Source organism: Mesobacillus foraminis (assembly GCF_004340465.1).
In the GTDB taxonomy this organism is placed as follows: domain Bacteria; phylum Bacillota; class Bacilli; order Bacillales; family Cytobacillaceae; genus Mesobacillus_B; species Mesobacillus_B foraminis.
Genome location: NZ_SLVV01000004.1, coordinates 418,228 through 438,032, shown reverse-complemented (window position 1 = coordinate 438,032; position 19,805 = coordinate 418,228). Strand labels below are relative to the sequence as shown.

Here is a 19,805-nt window from a genome sequence, read left to right as displayed (position 1 = left end):
ATGAAACAGGAGGAATTTCTGCATAACCTGCATTTTGACATTGATAAAACAAACTCGCCGGACTGGGAAGTGGATTGGGAAGATGCCCCGCTTGCGTATAAGCTCTACCAGGGACTTCCAACTGTTCCATTGTCTTTGGAAGTGCCACTCACACTGGAAGGATACGAAGTGCCCACAAAGCCTGACCTTCGCAGAATGAGTCACTTTCTCTGGTATGTGAATGGCCTTGCGCAATATTGTGAAACGGCCCTTTCCCCGGAGTCTCCTGATCCTGCAGCTCAAGTGATGCATACCTATAAACGGTTTGCTCCATCCGGCGGAGCCTTATATCCAAACGAACTGTACTTATATCTCAAGCTGGATGATTTGCCTCACGGTGTCTATCATTATGATGCTGCACACCATCGCCTGGCATTATTGAGAGAAGGCAACTTTGACTCCTATATTAAAATGGCCATTGGCAGTCGCTGTGATCTATCTGCATGTTTTGGCACTGTTTTTGTATCGACAATGTTTTGGAAGAACTTTTATAAATACAATAACTTTGCCTACCGTCTGCAAGGCCTGGATGCAGGTGCCATGATAGGGCAGCTGCTTGAAGCAGCAAAAAGGTTTGGCTTTGAAACAGGGGTATACTTTCAATTTCTTGACCGGTCCATCAACCATCTTCTTGGTCTCCCGGAACAGGAAGAAAGTGTGTATGGTGTGATTCCTTTAACCGTGGAGCCTACCATCTGGATGAATAACTCAAGGGACACAGATGGTATTGTGTTTGCGAGTGAACTCTGTGATGAGCTGCCGGCCATCAAGAACTCCCATTATGTTCGTTCCAAGAGGGTAAAAGAATATCCACTGTTAACCACCATAAATGAGGCATCTTTTAACGAATCAACCCATTTCTTTGAACCAATTAAGGAGAAGGAGCGAAGCGATACTGGAGGGAAACGTGTTCCTCTGCCAGAGATTCAAAAAGGATCGTATGATTTTGCGTCTGTCTGCCAGCAGCGCTTTTCACCCGATATGGATTTTGTTTTAGGAAAAATCAGTGCGGAACAGCTGGCATTCCTGCTTCAAGAGGCCACAAGCTCTTTTCATTACCGAAATGATCTGGATGGAGTGCAGGAAAATCCTGAGCCCCGCGTCACGCTATATGGGTGTTTTTATAATGTGGAGGGCATTCCGAATGGTGCCTATCATTATGATGGAGCGGCCCATGAACTAATAGAGGTCCAGCCAGGAGACCATCGGCTTCAATTGCAGTCAGGAATGTCCCTGCACAATGTCAACTTGCTTCAAGTACCACTCTGTCTGCATGTTGCAGGGGATAAGGATTTCGATAAAACTTCATTAGGGTATAGAGGGTATCGAATCCAGCAAATGGAAGCAGGCATGCTCGTACAGCGATTGCTTTTAGCTGCTTCAGCAATCGGGATGGGAGGGCACCCTCTCCTTGGCTATGATGCAAACCTGTGTGATGAAATTTATAAAATGAAGCATACAGAAAAAACCAGCCTGATCCAGGTTCCCATCGGACCTTACCGCCAACGCCCATGGTTAAAAGGGAGTCTGCGAGGCTAGTAAAGGTTCCCGGGTTTGAAAGGATCGGCAATGAGCATTAGAAAGCATAAAAAAGCTGTCTCTCGCTGAAGGGACAGCTTTTTTCCCGGATGGTTATAGAGGATTTCCATTGCTCAAAGGAATTGGGACAGCTTATTTTGAGCTAATGAGTCACGTGTTCCTATATGGAGATTCATCCTTCAACCGCTTTTTTTGCTTCATAAATAGATAAAAAACATACAAGAAGCTACCCTTGGGCGGATAGCTTATGTGTAGGTAACCCATATCGGATGCGAAATTACTCTATATGTTATGAAACGAATGTGTAAGTGTTACACAGTAAAAGTACTGTCTCACTGGAAAAGCAAAAAGGTGATTTTTCTGGTCTAGGGTCAAATCAGTATGAAAATCGTGAACTCGACTACCTGGATCTATGAATGAAAAGAATTTAGGGCATCCTTACTGTTAGTTGGGTGTGAAATGATCAGTCAAATATTCTTACAAGGTGATGAAACAAATGCCTGAATCACCAGCCCTTTAAGGTATAATGAATAAGGAATCTTTTGCGAAAGTTCATAACATGAAGGAGAATGAATAGGTTTGAGAAAAAATGAAACCAGAAAGAACGAAGCAAGAACAACTGAAGGAAGAACCAAAGAAGCTAGAAAAGACTTACCGGAGAATTTTAATGAGTTAAAAAAATCGGTTAATCGTACATCTAGCTGGAGAGACCGTTTAGATGCCATTGAAGAGCTAGGTCGCTTCAAAAGTAAAGAAACAATCCATTTATTAAACCAAAGGCTGGAAAATGATCCGGTTTATAAAATACAGGAAGCTGCTTACCGCAGACTTCGTGCATGGGGCGAACACGTGACAATGCCCGAAAGAAAGAATAGAGAGCTAATTAAAGATACAAATAAGGTCCTGGTTAGAATAAAGAAGAGCCTGCCTGAAGATCATTCATACGAAGACTTCAAAGAAAAAGTGAAAAAGACAAGAATGGATTTATATGATACCTATGAGGGAGAAAAGGGCCCTGACTTTGATAAGTGGCTGGAAGAGCAGTGGTCTGCCATTCCTGTCAGATAGAATAAAAAGCAATTTGCCATCCTATTTTTTTGGCGCCTGTGAATATTGTTTACAGGTGCCTTTTTATGTCTAAAAAACCATTGAATGTTGGAAAAATTACAATGGCATACTCTTGGTGTTAGAATGGGAAACTTTTTTTGAAATTTAATACTGACCCTGTCTTTTAAAACTCTTTTTATGTATATAGAGGGTGAAAAGGATAAAAGGTGAGGTGCGAATATGTGTGCTTTGGTTAAATGGGTTCAGGAGGTCCTACGAATAGAGCTATGGAGGGGAGCAGGTACGGTTCGTCTGTTTGTTTGGCAATTAATCCATTCTTCAAGGGAGGAGGGTATAACGGTGAATGGCATTAAGTTTAAAAGAGGGCAGTCTACCAGGTCTAATACGAATCTGCCGAAGGATATTGGTTACCGCGAGTTCAGAGGAGAAAAGCGTTATCTCAAAAGCACAATAAACCGTTGGGGTGAAAAACTGATGAAGGGTGTCGGAACCCTGTCTTCTCTATTAAATATGACTAAATACAAGCAAAAGGATTCGTTAATTTTTTTTCTCTTTTCATCGCGGAACGGTGGCAGAACGAAAGGAAAACGAGAGTGAAACGAATGCAGTACAAAAACAAGAAAGAGAGAAGAATTAGAGAAAGAAAAGAAGGATGATCACGTTCCTCGTGTTCGAGAAAGGGACCGCTCCTACATCTGAAATTTATTCAGCTTTACTTTCGAGGGACAACTTGATCGAGCGAGATGCAAATATGGGGATGATCCATTGATCAGCTTTCTATCGTCCGTTAGTGCCTGACAAATCAGTTCCCCACATATCATATTAATTTATATATAACTTTTAATTTTACATATCTGAATCAATCCCCAGAACACCTTTAGGTATCTATTATTAAAATTTAATGTAAAATAAAGATACCTTAGTTTGGATGTATTTTAGGGGGAAACAGATTGAACAGCTTCATTGTGATGCAAGGTGAAACGTATAACGAAGAACGAAAACTGGGAATCCTTTGGTCACCCCAGCGGGATAAAGGCGGCTTGGTGCCACATTCGTGGAAACGAATGACAGAGGTAGAAGAAGGAGACCGGGTCTTTCACTATGTAAAAGGGAATATCATAGCGATCAGCATTGCGAAGGAAGGATGCAAAGAGGCGAAAAAGCCTTCAACCATTCAAAATCCTGATAAGTGGAATGACGATGGGTATCTGGTCCATCTGGAATATCATGAATTAGATAAACCACTTCATGTGCGGGATCATTTTAAGGAAATATCACCGCTTTTGCCGATAAAATATTCGCCGTTCCAGCACGATGGGGATGGGAATTCAGGATATCTATATCCTTGTAACGAGGAACTGGTGCTTAAATTACTGGAATTCATCAGCGAATTAAACATCTATCAAGTAAGAGAAGAGCAGCTGGAATTTGGGATTGATGTGGTAAGGCATACGGAACATAATACCTTAATCCCGGTTTTAGCAGAAACAGAATCAGAAACGATAACAAAAATGCGCCGTGGGCAGCAAAGATTTAAAAAGGAACTGCTGCCATTATGGGAAGGCAAATGTGCACTATGCGGAATTGATCAACCTCAATTAGTGAAAGCAAGCTATTCAAAACCATGGAGAGACAGCACGGATGAAGAGCGGCTGGATCCATATAACGGTCTCCTCCTTTGCTTGAATCATGACGCCCTTTATACCAATGGATTCATCACCTTTGATGGGCAAGGACGATTACATATCTCTTCCGTTATCAATGAGGTGGACTACTTAAATTATTGGTTGGATCCAAAGACCAAAATAAAGGTGCATGCTGACAATAAACCTTATTTCAAGTGGCATAGAAAGAATATATTTAGAATGGATGAATGAAAAAGGTGCCTGACCCCCTTTAGTTTACTAAAGCGGGTCAGGCACCTTTCTTTGTTAGGTTGATTCATTTTAAAGTTAGGATTTTATACATGGTTCATGGGAAGAGGTTAGGATTGTTTATTGTTTAGTTATGTTTACTACCGATATAATGTAGGCAACATACAAGGTTCAGATTTTTCTAATAACTAAACAAAAAGAGGGGAGGCAGCTTTCTGGCGAGTTTCCGATGGTGGTTAGAAAAAGGGGAAGTTTAACCTGGATTCGAAGTTCTCTATTTTTTGTTCTTCTTCTATTATTTTAGGTTAGCATTAAAAAACTATGATGTTAGGATTCTCCCTTTTGTAAGCGTTTTACCACTGGGCCCGCCGTTCTACTGAGATTCAACAGAAAGTTTCCACAAACGCTAAAAGATTTAAAGCTGAAAACGAAAAGGGGGAAGTAACAATGAAAAGATTTGTCTCTAAATGGTTCGGCCTGTTCATGGCCATCATGCTTGTAGGATCCATTCTGGCTGCCTGCGGTTCAAATTCGACAGGTGGTGCATCAAAGGACGGCAAGGTCACGTTAAAGGTCCTCGACTGGAATAATACGAACACAAAGGAAACGGAGAAGCTGATCCAGGATACCGTGGAAAAAGAGCTGCCTAATGTGAAACTGGAGTTCGAGTACATAAACTGGGATACGGATTTCAGTTCCACCATGCAGACAAGAATTGCGGGCAGACAGCTGCCGGACATCGTGATGATTAAAGGAGGAGACCACCCAAAATATACGGAGCATTTAATGGATCTTTCCAATGAAGAGTTCATGAATGAATTCCCGGAGGATATCCGAAAAGCCCTCCAGATTAACGGCAAGGACTATGCGGTCCCATACACCTCCAACTTCCAGGGAGTTTTCTACAATAAGAGAATTTTCGATGAAAACAACATAGAAATTCCGAAAACCTGGGATGAGCTGATGGCCGTGGCCGAGAAGCTAGAGAGCAACGGAATCACACCTTTCACAGCTCACTTCAAAGACTATCAAATCGGAAACTCCTTTAACCAGTTTGCCACCGTTGAAGTGTTCTCCAAAAATCCTGCATGGGGAGATGATCTGCAGGAAGGAAAAGAAGCTTTCGCAAAATCTCCTGAATTTAAAACCGTCTTTGAACATTTCGAAGACGTCTACAAATACTCAAACAAGGATCCGTTTGGCGTTGACTTTACAGGAGCAGCCGAAAAGTTTGCCAAGGAAGAAACAGCCATGTGGATCATCGGAACCTGGTCGACGGCTCAAGTGTTAAAGAACAATCCTGATTTGGAAATTGGCTTCTTCCCGACACCGGCAACTGAAGAACAGAACACAAAAATCATTATGCAGCCGGACCATACCTTCTCAGGAAGCAAAATAACCAAGCATCCGGAGGAAGTAAAGAAAGTGCTGGAAATCTTCGCAACCAACAAAGACATGGCGAAACAATATATCGATAATGTTCAAACGGATAGCTTGATTCCTGATGTCGTTTCAAATGTGGACGCTCCGTTTGTTGAAGACATCAACAATTATAAGAGCATTGGAGCAGCGAATGCCAACGTAGGAAATGTGCAGATTCCTTGGCCATACCAGGAGCAGGCAGGCAGCTATATAGCGGAATGGCTCCTGGGCAAAAAATCTCTGGATGAAGCGTTAAAGGCGACCGATGATTACAAATCTAAAGTAAAATTCTCAACGAAATAAAAGCACTAGTTTCATAGGGGAGACTCCCTGACTCCCCTTCATTCCTTTTTAATGAGGTGTTTTTATGAACCTGGACAGAAAGAATACACCATCCATCTCCGTGAACCTTCCAGCCAAGCCGGCGGCCAGCGTACAAAAAAAGAAAAGGATGAAAGCAGGCACTTTCCAGTACTTGATCTTATTGCTTCCGCCTTTATTGTTTTTTGTCGTCGGAATGGTGATCCCCTTAATAATGGGAATTTACAATTCCTTCACCGACTGGGATGGCCTCTCGCTGGAGAAAAATTGGATTGGCCTCACGAACTACATGGAAATATTCAAAGATGAAATGTTTCTGAATTCCTTCAAATTTACCGCGATGTTCATGGTCTTTAATACGCTGATCCAGAATGTGGCCGCCTTTCTCTTTGCAGTTATGCTGGACAGCAATATTAAGGGAAAGAACTTCTACCGGACGATTATTTTCGCTCCAGTGCTGTTAAGTCCGATTTTGGTTGGGCAAATCTGGACGAAGATGTATGGAACCATCCTGCCAAGCATTAATGACATGCTGGGCTTGAGCATCAATTTTAATTTCTTTTCCAGCCCCGATACCGTTATGACCGGATTGCTCATAGCAAACAACTGGCAGTGGATCGGGTATTGGATGCTGATTTATCTCGCCGGTCTCCAGGCCGTTCCGAAGGATATTTATGAGGCCTGTACCGTGGATGGCGGCAGCTGGTGGCAAAAGTTCATCCACATCACCATCCCTATGCTAGGCCCTTCCATCACCATCTGTACGATTGGAATCGCGACCGGAAGCTTAAAGGTGTACGAATTGATCGTCGCGTCTACAGGCGGAGGCCCTGGAGATTCGTCCAAATCAACGATTATGTACATCTATGACAGTGCCTTTATGTCACAGCAGTCCAGCTACGCATCCGCGATGAGCGTCATATTTTTGCTTGTGCTGCTCGTATTTGCCTTCATACAGCTAAAAGTCCTGCGCAAGAGGGAGGTAGAATTATAGATGAAAAAGTACGGCAAAGGAACGTTGGTTTTGCAAGTGATTGGAACGATCATTGCCTTGGTCTACCTGCTCCCATTTTTAGTTGTGTTCCTCTATGCGTTCAAGTCACCGGAAGAACTCATTAGCTCTTCGCCTTTCTCGCTGCCGAAGAAGCTGGAATGGGATAATTTTTCCCAGGCCTTTGAGGCATTAAACTTCTGGCAAAGCTTCGGCAACACATTTTTGCTGACAGCAAGTGCCGTTCTGCTTCTGATTCTCCTGAGCGGTATGGCCGCTTATTCGATTGTGAGAGGCGGGAGCAAGTTTTTTAACGGAAGCTATATGTTCTTTATTGCCGGGATTTTAATTCCGTACCAGGTTATTTTCGTTCCCATGTTTGTGCTTGGAAGCAGCCTGGGCTTCATTAATAATCTCTTTGGAGTGATCTTCCTCTATGTAGGGACCAGTCTTCCTTTCGCCATCTTTGTTATGGCAGGCTTTGTTAAAACCATTCCGAAAGAAATTGAGGAAGCGGCGTTTATCGATGGATGCTCGATCATGCGGACCTTCTGGGTAATCATTCTGCCGATGCTGAAGCCGGTTGCGGCCGCACTGACGATTATTTTATCGCTGCAAATCTGGAACGATTATCTCCTTCCGCAGCTGTTTTTAACTGACAACAATATGAAGACCCTAACGGTGATGCAGTCGACCTTGTTCAGTGCATTCGAGACGAATTTTAACGTCGGCTTTGCAGGGATCATTCTATCATCGCTTCCTATCCTCATTCTGTTTTTGTTGATGCAAAAACATTTTGTCAAAGGAATTACGATGGGAGCAGGGAAGTAAACAGGGAAGCAACTGACTGTAAAATACAATTGATCGGAGGCTGTTATGAACCAGATCAGTTTGTACCACAGGGAATTACTGAATGATCATTATCATCCCAAGGTGGCCGCTTACTACTTCAAGCAATGGGACAGCTACCACATGCCGTTTCATACTCATGAGGAAGTTGAAATCATGTATGTGATTGACGGGAAATGTACCGTTGAGACAGAGGAAGAGGCTATTTCCATGAAGAAGGGGGACTTTATCCTGCTGGATTCAAATGTCCCTCACAGGCTGATTATTGAAAAACACAGCCCATGCCGGATGCTGAACGTGGAGTTTTCCTTTTGTAAAAAAGAAGGCAGTTTTCCTTCGATTAAAGAGCTGGCCGCTGAAAATAAGGATTTGACACAATTCCTGCTGCATAAACAAAGCTATGCCGTTTTAAAAGATTCCAATGATATCTACCATACACTAAAAAATCTTGTACTCGAATTAGACAAAAAGGAATCAGGAAGAAACATGATGGTTCAGCTCTATTTAGGACAGCTGCTGAACCAGGTTGCCAGAATGGTGATGGAGGAAAGGAAAAAGAACTCCGACCATCAGCAAGCCAATGTGTATGTTAAAAAGACCATCGAATACCTGCATCACCATTATGATTGCGATATTCAGGTAAAAGATGTCAGCCAGGCGGTCTGTCTGCACCCTGGCTACCTGCACCGGATTTTTAAAAGGCAGACTGGATATACAATTATGGAATATTTGACCTCGCTGAGAATGGAAAAGGCAAAAATGCTCTTGGCCGATACGGATATCCCTGTGATTGAAATATCCTATTATATCGGAATCAACAGCCGCCAATACTTCAGTCTTCTGTTTAAAAGGCATACCAGCATGACGCCCGGCGAATACCGGAAATCGGTGGACCAGGACATAGTGAAGTTCAGCAGGTGACCAGCTAAAAGTGAGGATTTTATACACTGCATCTGCCAATAAAGTCATTAAGTTGTAAACGCTTTCTAAAATTCAATGTTACTATTAGAGTAGATTCATAAATTAGTAAAGGGGAGCTGAAAATGTCATTTAAAATTGCATTCATTGGTGCAGGAAGTATTGGATTTACAAGGGGGCTTTTAAGGGATCTTCTGGCGGTGCCGGAGTTTAAAAACATTGAAGTAGCATTTACGGATATTAACTCCCAGAATCTAGATATGGTCACAAGGCTCTGCCAGCGTGATATTGACGAAAATGGGCTGGATATCAAGATTCAGGCGACTTTAAACCGCAGAGAAGCATTACGAAATGCAAGATACATATTTTCAGTGGTACGGATTGGCGGCCTGGAAGCCTTCCAGCATGATGTGGATATTCCGTTGAAGTACGGCATTGACCAGTGTGTAGGCGATACGCTTTGCGCCGGAGGCATCATGTACGGGCAGCGCGGAATTCCGGAAATGCTCAATATCTGTAGAGATATCCGGGAAATGGCAGAAAAAGATGCCTTGCTGTTAAACTACGCCAATCCAATGGCCATGCTGACATGGGCCTGCAATACATATGGCGGTGTCCGGACCATCGGCCTCTGCCATGGAGTGCAGGGCGGACACAGGCAAATTGCTGAAGCCTTTGGACTGAAAAAGGAAGAAGTCGACATCATTTGTGCCGGAATCAATCACCAAACCTGGTATATCTCCATCAAGCATGAGGGCGAAGATCTGACAGGCAAGCTGCTTGAAGCATTCGAAAACCATCCGGAATTCTCCAAAACTGAAAAGGTACGAATCGATATGCTACGCCGCTTCGGCTACTACAGCACCGAATCGAACGGTCATTTAAGCGAGTATGTTCCCTGGTACCGCAAGCGGCCAGAAGAAATCAATGAATGGATTGACCTTGGCACCTGGATCAATGGCGAAACGGGCGGATATTTACGCGTATGTACCGAGGGAAGGAATTGGTTTGAAACGGATTTTCCAAACTGGCTGAAGGAGCCGGCGATTGAATGTAAACAGGAAAACCGCGGCGAGGAACATGGCTCGTATATCATTGAAGGGCTGGAAACAGGGCGTGTGTACAGAGGCCATTTTAACGTCATGAACAATGGAGTCATCTCTAATCTGCCGGATGACGCGGTCATTGAAGCGCCAGGCTATGTTGACCGGAATGGGATCTCCATGCCGCATGTCGGTAATTTGCCGCTTGGACCTGCGGCTGTGTGCAATGTCAGTATTACCGTCCAAAGGCTTGCCGTCGAAGCGGCCATCAAAGGAGATGACTTCCTGCTTCGGCAGGCGATGATGATGGATCCGCTGGTTGGTGCCGTCTGCAACCCGAAAGAAATCTGGCAGCTGGTCGACGAAATGCTCGTCGCCCAGGAACAGTGGCTTCCGCAATATACAGAAGCGATCGCTGGGGCGAAAGAAAGACTGGCAAGCGGAAACCTCATCCCGACAAAGGATTACAAAGGGGCTGCCCGCCTGAAAGTAAAATCAGTGGAAGAAATGGCGCAAAACAAGGAAGCATCCAGGAAAAATGCCGGAGAATCGGATAAGGCGATTGAGCGGCCGTCAGCGGTGCATTAATCAAGAACAATGGAACTGCCCGGTTTTCCGGGCAGTTCTTTTATTTAATGAAGGAAGATGGAATCTATCAGTATTACTTAGGATATCTATCGGTGCTGATCGACGAGAATAGGATTGCCATCAGGATCTTCAATGGTAAAATGAGCTGGTCCTTCACCTGACTCATCTGCTTCCGACAGAATTTTTATCCCTTGCTCCTTTAGCTGTTTTTGAAGTTCGCGCACGTCTGTAAAAGAATCAAGATTTTCGGCATTTTCATTCCATCCAGGATTAAAAGTCAGGATGTTCTTTTCAAACATTCCCTGAAATAATCCAATGATGCTGTTTTCGTTCTTCATGATCAGCCAATTTTGGGCAATGTCGCCTCCCAGGACTTTATATCCCAGCTTTTCGTAAAATGCTTTTGATACATGAATGTCCTTCACACTTAAACTGACAGAAAACGCACCTAATTTCATTTGGTTACCCTCCAAAGAGATCGTTGATACATTCAGTATAAGGGAGTAAATGGAAATGGACAACCTGATGAACGTATATCAATGTTTATCATGATGTGTTTATAAAGAGGGATTCTTAACAGAACTGTAATAAAGTTCGCGAACGAAGGAGGATTAAAGGTCTTCTCTGTTGAATATACTAAATTAGAACAAACGTTTGGTTCTTTGGCAACAACAAGTTGAAAGGAGGTGATCAATTTGGGAATTGTGTTTGAGGTGAAAAAAGACTTTGACGCGACACAAGAAGAAACATATAGAGGCTTGCTTGACCTTGATTCTGCCCGGAACTGGATGCAAGGACTTGTGCGAATGGAGCGCTTGGATCAAGGACCGATGCGAACGGGAAGTGAGTGGAGAGAAACTAGAAAAATGTTTGGAAAAGAGGCGACTGAACATTTCGAAGTGGTGCAGCTGCATGAACCTGATCTCGTCGTGCTTCGCTGTGATGGCACGAAAGGCACAACCGGCAAAGGGGGATTTCTGTTCACTTACAAGATTGGAACGGCTGGTGACGTAACAGAAGTTACACTGCATGGGGAGATCAATGGACTTACTGGTCTGGCTAAAGTGTTCGGGAAAATGATGGCAGGAACCTTTAAGAAAGCCTGTGAAAAAGATTTAGATGCGTTGAAAGCCCATTTAGAGAAGTGATTGAAAAGGACAAATTTGAATATCTGTGCTGGTCAATTGAATAAATCGCGATGGTTCTTTCAATAATGGAAAAGGAAACCGCACCAGGGAAGGAATACATACTGATAGAGTTATAAATTCAAAATCATACAAAATGCAGGAGGTTATCATGGGAAGATTAATTCATTTTGAAATTCATGTAGATGATATGGAGCGGGCTAAGAAGTTTTATGGAGAGGTGTTCGGTTGGACTTTTGAAGATTGGAGCGGCTATGCCGGGATGCCTTATTTCGGGGCAGTGACTGGCGAGGAGAGTGAGATGGGCATTAACGGAGCATTGATGCAGCGCCAAGGTCCTCCTCCCGGACCCAATCAGGCTTTAAATGGCTATGCATGCACAATGGGAGTGGAAGATTACGATGCTAGTGAAGCCAAGATTCTAAGTCTTGGCGGAAAAGTCGCTTTGCCGAAGTACGCTCTCCCAGGTATGGCATGGCAAGGCTATTATATTGATACGGAAGGCAATACCTTTGGCATCCATCAGCCCGATGAGAATGCAAAATAGTGAATAGCAACTTTGGCACACAAGAAACTGGAGGCATGCTTGAGATTCTGCGGAAGATCTGTCTGGCACTGCCGGAAGCTGTTGAAATTGTCGATGGTTTCGGTCACAACACGTTTAAAGTCAATGGAAAATCCTTTGTGATATCAGGAGAAAAACGCCTGTCATTCAAGTCTGATAGAGAAACACAGGAGATCTTGCTGGAAAAAGAGTATTTTTATAAAACTCCCTATATAGGACATCACGGTTGGGTTTCGATTGACCAGCCAACGGAGGAACATTGGGATGAATTAACCAGCCTCATTCAGGAAGCCTATTTACGTGCGGCACCGAAGCGCTTGGTGAAGAAATGGCTGGATATGCATTAGAAGTGAAGAAAGGCGGTTGTCTGCCTTTCTTTTTTTACGCATTTTTATTCTATGAAGCTAGCACTTTCCGCTAGGCAGTTCTTATGGAGATGGAAAATTGCTAACAACGCCAATATTCCTATTTGAAAAGGACCTGCATTTTTTTCAGGAGTTAGGCTATCCATTGTTTAAAATGTTATAAGCCAAAAGAAAGGTTGCGCAGCTAATAGGTCTAAAGTAAATCGCAAATCAAGGCTGCTTAAATTAAGTCAAGAATCACAATGAGTCTTAAGGGTGGGAATAAGTTATCAAAACAAGGAAAAGGAACGGTCTTTTCCAGGTCTAAACGAGGAAAGGTTGTTCTGGTTTCATAAAAGTTACTGATATTTAAAAATGAATTTACGCAAAATTACTTTTTTGCTTCCTTACAAGCTTTGTCAAAGCCATTTTTTGTTGTTAAATAATCATTTAGACCTATGAAGCTTCAACTGAAACTAACTTCGGTAGATTCATATACCTATAAATTCGACAAAAATTCACAATTATCATCAAAAAGCTATTCTATAAGAAAAATACCTCAAGATATAATAAAGCAGTGTTGTTAAGTACAAGTATTTGGAAGCGTTTGACTGTATTATTTGATTTTAAGGATAACGAAAATGTAATAAGGGAGGTAAGATTTTAGGCAGCAACAAAAATAAAAACCCACAGGGATGAAGTCCGGGAAGACCTGCCCAATGGGTTTTTAGAGGTTGGAGTATACCAACTCTATGTTAGTATACTCCTAATTATTCAAATTGAAAATAGCAGATAAATGAATTAGGAGTGAAGAACTGATGTTAACACATTATATTATTAAACAGAAGACCGAATTGGTTACAGGAGAGTTTGATGAATATGGAAAACTATGTACTAGAGTTATAGAGGGAAATATGCCATTGCTTGTTGATCTGCCGCCCATTAAAGTTCTAATTGAAAGTACCAATTATTATGGGAATAATTTGAAGGGGGCGATAGAAGGGGCTAAGTCAATCCTCGGGAATATCCATTTGTGTCCTTTTATGGTCTGCCAGGACTTGGACATTTGCCTGTTTCCCCACAAGTCTTCTGTACACCATGATTGTATCTGGTTCAATCATGAACACGTCCTAAATACCCGTTCTCAAGGACGTTATACGATTGTTGAGCTTAGAAATGGCAACTCGTTAAAGCTAAAAACAAGGCAATCTTCTTTTAACAGCAAAAAACAAAAAGCGGGAGATTTACGGAGGATCCTAACTGAAAGAGTCCTATCAGGAGGGAACCTAAAATATGTCGCCAGTGAACAATATGGGATTTGTAAAGAAACAGGGAAACTTATCTTCGATAAAAAGAATTAAACATAATGATTAATACAAATTTTAGTAGAACCTATAAGGAAGATGTATTAAGCATGTAAGTCTAACAAAACTAAAGACAATTAATAACATTCTAGAGGTTAGCCCCCTTTTTAATATATTATTTTAACTTTCATAGATTTTTGATCATAGGCGCATTTTATTCGACGAAAAGATCCGATCCTGACCACCGGTATCAAATATTTACGTCTATAGTTGTTTATGAAGTTCTTCATTAATTCAAATTAAAAATCTGTAGACGCCTAAAGGGAGGATCTGCAGATATCGTCGGTAACAATATGAATGTTTCAAAATAAATAAATTGTTGTGTCGTCATATTATGGTTTCCCTCTAACTTCAAAACCGCTTGAGTTTTATGTGCCTTTTAATCTGCTTCACCTTTGAATTACTAATAGGCCAAAAGTCTATTGATAAGGAATAAGAATGATTTACATATTAAAGAACTCAATAACTATTGTAAAAAGGAGAGCATTTGCTCTCCTTTTATATTTGTAATATATAGAGCCCAGTTGTTTTGTTATTATAATGTATAGGAATATATTGTAAAGGCGTTGAGATTAATGTTAGAAAGGATTGTACTGGAACTTTCTAAAAGATTAAAACAGGTTAAAACACTAAGTAATAAAAAAGAAAATAAAATAACTAGACGTGATGAACAAGGGATTTATGTAGAAACCGAATCGTCAAGAACTAAATATTTACGGGGAGAGAAAGACAACTCATTCGAATTTATCTCTCATAAATTTATCATTGAAGGTTGGTATGACTTCATTAATGCAAGTAAAGCGGAAGCAAATGATTTTAAAAAGACAAGAGGACGATCGTCTTTCTTGATGGCTTTGTTTTCAAGTTTGCCTTTCGTAGAGGTTTCTAACACTGGTAGAACAAATAAAATTTATCTAAAGGAATTTAAGACAGATGAATTACCTAATGACCAATACCAAAATGTAAAATTGTTCTTGGATGAAGTAATAAAAGGGACTTATGATCCTAAACACTTAAAGGAGCATTTTAATGGCAATGAATATCGAGTTAAGTCGAGGAGTCGTCAAGATGCTCGCTTGCTTGGTTTTATTGATGAATTCAATGAAATTAACACTCCTTTGTTAGATACATATACACAAGCGGCAAATAAAGATCAATTGATTAAGGGAATACTTTTAAATCTAGGATATTTTAGAGTTTCTCTTATTTGTTTAGATTTACTGCGAGACTATCCAAAAAAAGAGAAGAAGTTGGCTGTAGAGGAATTAGGGATGCTAATTGTTCGTAATTCTAGAGGTGATAATCTCATGGTTGAATCTGTTGCGAAGGAGAGAACACACAATCTCTTCATGTGGTTGGAAAGTACGGGATTGATTGATGCTGAAGGGAATCCTACAGAATCATTCTTCGAGACCTTGGATAAAAAGGAGCAGCTCATGACAAGTAATATAAGAAATAGTTTATTAAAAGTAATGGAGGAGTATCTTGGGGCTAAAAGAGAAAGCCTTGGTGGTCATCTCCTAGGCTCATTTGTTCGAAATGATATTCCACAGCGATTTTACCAACTCTCATTTATTGATTCAGCAGAATATGTTGTCACTGGCTCTGTTGGGCAAGGAAACTGGGCATCGGTTCCTTGGATTGCCATCATGAATCGTAAAATTACCATTTCTACTCAGAGAGGGTATTATATTGTTTATCTTTTTAGTGAAGATATGGAAAGTGTTTATCTCACTCTTGCACAAGGTGTTACTGAGACATCAAAGGAAGATATGCTCCGTATAAAAGAGGAAATACGGGATTCGATTTTAGAATCGAGTAAAGTTAGAATAGACCATGACATCCATCTTGGGACCAGTACAAAGGCCAGACAATATGCTATGTCGACGGCTGCTTATATTTCCTATGCTGCTGATAATATGCCTTCTGAGGATGTTTTGGTGGCAGACTTAAAAGAGATGATTAACATATACGAAAACTTTATTTCCTTGAAAAATGGATATGAGATGATAACACCAACTCCCCCAGTAGTTAAGGACAAGGAAACTGTATATCTTACTTATAAAGATCTAATCGACCACATCTATGCCTACATAGAGAGCAAAGGCTTTTATTACGAGAAGGAAGAAGTCATCAACTTATTCCTCTCTCTCAAAACAAAACCATTTGTGATCCTTTCAGGTATTTCTGGAACAGGTAAAACGAAGATGGTTCAGTGGTTTGCGGAGAGTGTTGGGGCCAATGAGGAGAATGGTCAGTTTGCTTTAATTCCAATTCGTCCTGATTGGAATGATGGTTCTGATTTACTTGGTTATGTGGATATTAAAGGGGAATTCAAGAAAGGGCCGCTAACGAAGGTCATTGAGAGAGCGAAAGAGAATCCTACTTTGCCTTATTTTGTTCTGTTAGATGAAATGAACCTTGCACGGGTAGAGTATTATTTTAGCGATATTTTAAGTGTAATGGAGAGCCGCAAATGGAAAGACGGTGAGATGGTTTCATCGAATTTGTTATCAAGAGAAACAGCTGGAATCGATCTTAAGCTGCCGAATAACCTTTATATAATAGGAACGGTGAACATGGATGAAACGACCCATCCTTTTAGTAAAAAGGTACTGGACAGGGCGAATACCATTGAGTTTAACCGAGTTGATTTGGGGAATCTTGATTTTTTAAAGGAGCAGGAAGAAGTTGAATCGATCTCGATTGGGCATGAGCGGCTATCTTCTAAATACCTACATTTAAAGGATGTTTATCAGAGCCATCAAGCTTTAGTGGAACGGACTACGGAAGAGTTGGTGAAAATCAACAAATCACTTGAGTTGATCAACGCCCAGGTAGGCTATCGTGTTCGTGATGAGATTTGCTTTTACCTAGCCTATAACGAAGAGGGAAGTTTACTGGACGATGATGAGGCAATGGACCATTGCATCTTACAAAAGATATTACCACGGATCGCTGGAAGTGACTCTCGAGTGGATCAATTATTAAGACAACTCTATCAGCAATTCACTGGTAAACTATACGAGGAAGATCAGGATTCATATGAAGCTGATCTCAAGACAGCAAGATACCGTAATAGCGCGACAAAAGTATTGGAAATGCTCAGGAGGTTACGAGACGATGGCTTTACTTCCTTCTGGATCTCGTAAGGATGTTGAACTCGTACAGATTGAAACCGAAGAGCTATCTTTAATCATTAAAGGAAAGCCTTATCATGAGCGCTATGAAGGATTAAAGCAATATCGTACGATGGATTACCATGATGTAATGGAGTTTGATGTCCAAGGGGAAAACATCCATGAAGTTCTCGTTTATGATGTGAACCAGCAGCAACTCGTTTTTGATGAAAAGGTTCGGCCGGTTTTCTTTGAGAACGGAGTCTATCAATTGATTGTTCTCCCTAAGGAGGAAAGAGAGCTTTCCTTTTACCATGAACACCCTATACTTAGACAAGCTGTATCTACCGCTAAAATTGGCAGGCAATCCATGCTGATGGGGAATTTGGTTTTTCAAAATGAAGTTGGGTTTACAACCTTTGAAATACAATCGGAGAATAAAACTCTGTTATCAGTCTCCCTAGAGATCTATCCATCTAAGCTTGATTATAAAAAGGATTATCAAAAACTCCTTGAAGAGGTGAATGATGAGATTTATAATCTTGCGTTTCACTTTATTCGAAAGACGTTTTTAGGGGCGAGGCTGAAGTTAGAAGGAAACCCCTCAAGGGCGGAATTTTACCGTTTGATCAGTAAGCATTTTCAACAGTTTTTACAGGCAATCGAGCGGATTGAGCGTCAACCTCATCATAAGCTGGAAACGATCCATGAAAAGGCTAGGGGAGATCAGCTGCGGAAAATTGACTCTAAGAGCCGAAGTTATTTAAGGAAACGTTCGGGCTCATTTGTAGAAGTAGACAAGGGGATAGAGGTTAAAGGGCGAAGTGTTATGCCAACCGAGGGGCTAAGGATAAAAAAGGAGCTCACTTACGATACAGTTGAGAACCGGTATGTAAAGTGGATGATGGAGAGGCTAATACACAGGCTAGAGGATTTGTTGAAAGCCATCGTCAACCAGAGTAGAAGGTTTCGGGATGAACCGGATTATGAATTGATTAATAAAATTGAAGACATGATCAAGAAAATCCAAAACAGATTGAAAAGTTCTTTTTGGAAGTCGATCGGCAAATTAGATCGATCTGTCATGAGTCTGGTGCTGCAAATGGCTCCAGGCTACCGGGACGATTTTCAAATCTACTTAACTGTTTTTAAGGGGCTAATGCTTCAGGGGAAGCTTTATCAAATGTCGGTGAAAGATGTTGCAACTCTGTATGAATACTGGACCTTCCTTAAGCTTGGGCAGATTTTAAATCGAAAGTATAAGCTGGTGAGCCAGGATATCGTCCAAGTTAATCGAGATGGTCTTTATGTGAATCTGGAAGCGAACAAAATGGCCACGAGGAAGTTTCGGCATCCAGTCACGAATGAGGAGATTATTCTTACCTATCAAAAGTACGAAGGGAATCTTCCCACTCTCCCGCAGAAGCCAGATACGATGCTTAGTATTGAGAAAAAAGGCACGGACTATCACTTCAATTATATTTTTGATGCTAAATATCGAATCGACTATGCGCAACATGGCAGTTTTTATGGGAATCGGTACAAGCAACCTGGTCCGATGGAAGATGACATTAACACCATGCACCGTTATCGAGATTCAATTGTCGTCGAGCACAACGGTCCCTATGAGCGGACCGCTTTTGGAGCGTATGTTTTGTTTCCTTGGAATGATGAAATACTTTATCAGGAGCATCCTTTTTACAAGAGCATCAATAAAGTTAATATTGGCGGACTACCGTTTCTTCCTAATGCTACAACCCTAGTGGAACGCTTTGTGGAAAGGCTTATAGATAAAAGCCCTGAGGAAATTCAGCGGGAAGGCATCTTACCACGTGGGGCGATGGAAGAGTGGCAATCCAGTCTGGATGACAAGGTTCTTGTTGGGCTAGTTTCCAGTCAGGAGGATTATGTTTCTTTTATACAGGAAGGGTTTTACCATATTCCAGTTGAGGTCCTCAAAAAAGGGTGGCAGGAAGCTGGTTATGTAGCTCTGTATGTGAAGAGCGGAGTCGCTGAAGAAAATGGTGTATTGATGTATGGTGAAATTTGTGAAGTATGGCCCGTCAATAATAACGGAGTTGACTTTATGAGGTTTCAGGTAGATGGTTGGAGAAACACTCCGAATGTCATTAAGCCTGTACATTACGGGATTGCTAATTATATGATGACTACACTCAACACTTTGAGAGAAGCAACCGAACTTCCTGAATTGTATATGAAATCTAATGAAGAAATGACTATTTGGAGGATGCTTCGCAGGGTGTCAGATCGAATTAAGATGGAGTTAGACAATGTGAAACTTGATGATGTCTCTTTTGTTAAAGAATATAAAATTAAGGACATTACTATTCAGTTTAACAAAACTGAACGCCAAATTTTATTTGTAAAACGCAGGGAAACGAACGTCTTTTCTATCGACGATTTAGAAAAAAATCCCGCTGGTGTTTTTCGTGTGTTAATGAAGATGATGTAGGCAGAAGGTAGAACAGAATCTATTCTGGGATGCCTTCTTTTTTGCGCTTTTATTCATACATTAATTATTTATTTATTCACTAAGAAGGCTTGTCTTTTATAGAACTTTTTTCCTTATATAACATATTGAAGTAATCTGGAAAT

At 41.3% G+C, this 19,805-nt stretch carries 16 protein-coding genes; 15 read left to right on the top strand and 1 reads right to left on the bottom strand.

The window, feature by feature from the left end:
• The 9 genes from EV146_RS08900 (at nucleotide 1) to melA (ending at nucleotide 10,652) form a co-directional block, all read left to right on the top strand.
• Nucleotides 1-1,578, top strand: coding sequence for a SagB family peptide dehydrogenase (locus tag EV146_RS08900; protein ID WP_132004801.1), 1,578 nt, complete (start codon nucleotides 1-3; stop codon nucleotides 1,576-1,578).
• Nucleotides 1,579-2,157: 579 nt separating this feature from the next.
• Entirely contained in the window at nucleotides 2,158-2,646 is a 489-nt protein-coding gene (locus EV146_RS08895) for a HEAT repeat domain-containing protein (RefSeq protein WP_132004798.1), read from the top strand.
• A gap of 339 nt (nucleotides 2,647-2,985) precedes the next feature.
• Nucleotides 2,986-3,243, top strand: a complete 258-nt coding sequence (locus tag EV146_RS08890; RefSeq protein WP_132004795.1) for a hypothetical protein — start codon at nucleotides 2,986-2,988, stop codon at nucleotides 3,241-3,243.
• 353 nt (nucleotides 3,244-3,596) lie between these two features.
• Nucleotides 3,597-4,523, top strand: coding sequence for an HNH endonuclease (locus EV146_RS08885; RefSeq protein WP_132004792.1), 927 nt, complete (start codon nucleotides 3,597-3,599; stop codon nucleotides 4,521-4,523).
• A 444-nt stretch (nucleotides 4,524-4,967) separates the two neighbouring features.
• Nucleotides 4,968-6,245: an ABC transporter substrate-binding protein gene (locus EV146_RS08880; RefSeq protein WP_132004789.1), complete on the top strand. Its 1,278-nt coding sequence runs from the start codon at nucleotides 4,968-4,970 to the stop codon at nucleotides 6,243-6,245.
• 64 nt (nucleotides 6,246-6,309) lie between these two features.
• Nucleotides 6,310-7,257: a carbohydrate ABC transporter permease gene (locus tag EV146_RS08875; RefSeq protein WP_132004786.1), complete on the top strand. Its 948-nt coding sequence runs from the start codon at nucleotides 6,310-6,312 to the stop codon at nucleotides 7,255-7,257.
• Nucleotides 7,258-8,085: a carbohydrate ABC transporter permease gene (locus EV146_RS08870; RefSeq protein ID WP_132004783.1), complete on the top strand. Its 828-nt coding sequence runs from the start codon at nucleotides 7,258-7,260 to the stop codon at nucleotides 8,083-8,085.
• A 45-nt stretch (nucleotides 8,086-8,130) separates the two neighbouring features.
• Nucleotides 8,131-9,024, top strand: a complete 894-nt coding sequence (locus EV146_RS08865) for an AraC family transcriptional regulator (RefSeq protein WP_132004780.1) — start codon at nucleotides 8,131-8,133, stop codon at nucleotides 9,022-9,024.
• Between the two features lie 122 nt (nucleotides 9,025-9,146).
• On the top strand, nucleotides 9,147-10,652 hold the full coding sequence (melA, locus tag EV146_RS08860; RefSeq protein WP_132004778.1) for an alpha-glucosidase/alpha-galactosidase: 1,506 nt from the start codon (nucleotides 9,147-9,149) through the stop codon (nucleotides 10,650-10,652).
• 86 nt (nucleotides 10,653-10,738) lie between these two features.
• Here the strand turns inward: melA and EV146_RS08855 are convergent, their stop codons facing one another.
• The gene (locus EV146_RS08855; RefSeq protein ID WP_132004775.1) at nucleotides 10,739-11,110 is read right to left on the bottom strand and encodes a VOC family protein; all 372 of its coding nucleotides are present in this window, start codon (nucleotides 11,108-11,110) and stop codon (nucleotides 10,739-10,741) included.
• A 228-nt stretch (nucleotides 11,111-11,338) separates the two neighbouring features.
• Here EV146_RS08855 and EV146_RS08850 point away from each other — a divergent pair, with 228 nt between their 5' ends.
• The 6 genes from EV146_RS08850 to EV146_RS08825 all read left to right on the top strand — a co-directional run bounded on the left by EV146_RS08850 (nucleotide 11,339) and on the right by EV146_RS08825 (nucleotide 19,662).
• Nucleotides 11,339-11,800, top strand: coding sequence for an SRPBCC family protein (locus EV146_RS08850; protein WP_422392475.1), 462 nt, complete (start codon nucleotides 11,339-11,341; stop codon nucleotides 11,798-11,800).
• 148 nt (nucleotides 11,801-11,948) lie between these two features.
• Entirely contained in the window at nucleotides 11,949-12,344 is a 396-nt protein-coding gene (locus EV146_RS08845) for a VOC family protein (RefSeq protein ID WP_132004769.1), read from the top strand.
• Nucleotides 12,341-12,709 carry an MmcQ/YjbR family DNA-binding protein gene (locus tag EV146_RS08840; RefSeq protein WP_373566091.1) on the top strand — a complete coding sequence of 123 codons (369 nt, stop codon included), beginning with the start codon at nucleotides 12,341-12,343 and terminating at the stop codon, nucleotides 12,707-12,709. The genes EV146_RS08845 and EV146_RS08840 overlap by 4 nt, the downstream gene beginning before the upstream one ends.
• 815 nt (nucleotides 12,710-13,524) lie before the next feature.
• Nucleotides 13,525-14,067, top strand: a complete 543-nt coding sequence (locus EV146_RS08835) for a competence protein ComK (RefSeq protein WP_132004766.1) — start codon at nucleotides 13,525-13,527, stop codon at nucleotides 14,065-14,067.
• Between the two features lie 578 nt (nucleotides 14,068-14,645).
• On the top strand, nucleotides 14,646-17,222 hold the full coding sequence (locus EV146_RS08830) for an MrcB family domain-containing protein (protein WP_132004763.1): 2,577 nt from the start codon (nucleotides 14,646-14,648) through the stop codon (nucleotides 17,220-17,222).
• On the top strand, nucleotides 17,194-19,662 hold the full coding sequence (locus EV146_RS08825) for a restriction endonuclease-like protein (protein ID WP_132004760.1): 2,469 nt from the start codon (nucleotides 17,194-17,196) through the stop codon (nucleotides 19,660-19,662). The genes EV146_RS08830 and EV146_RS08825 overlap by 29 nt, the downstream gene beginning before the upstream one ends.
• The last annotated feature ends 143 nt before the right edge of the window (nucleotides 19,663-19,805 follow it).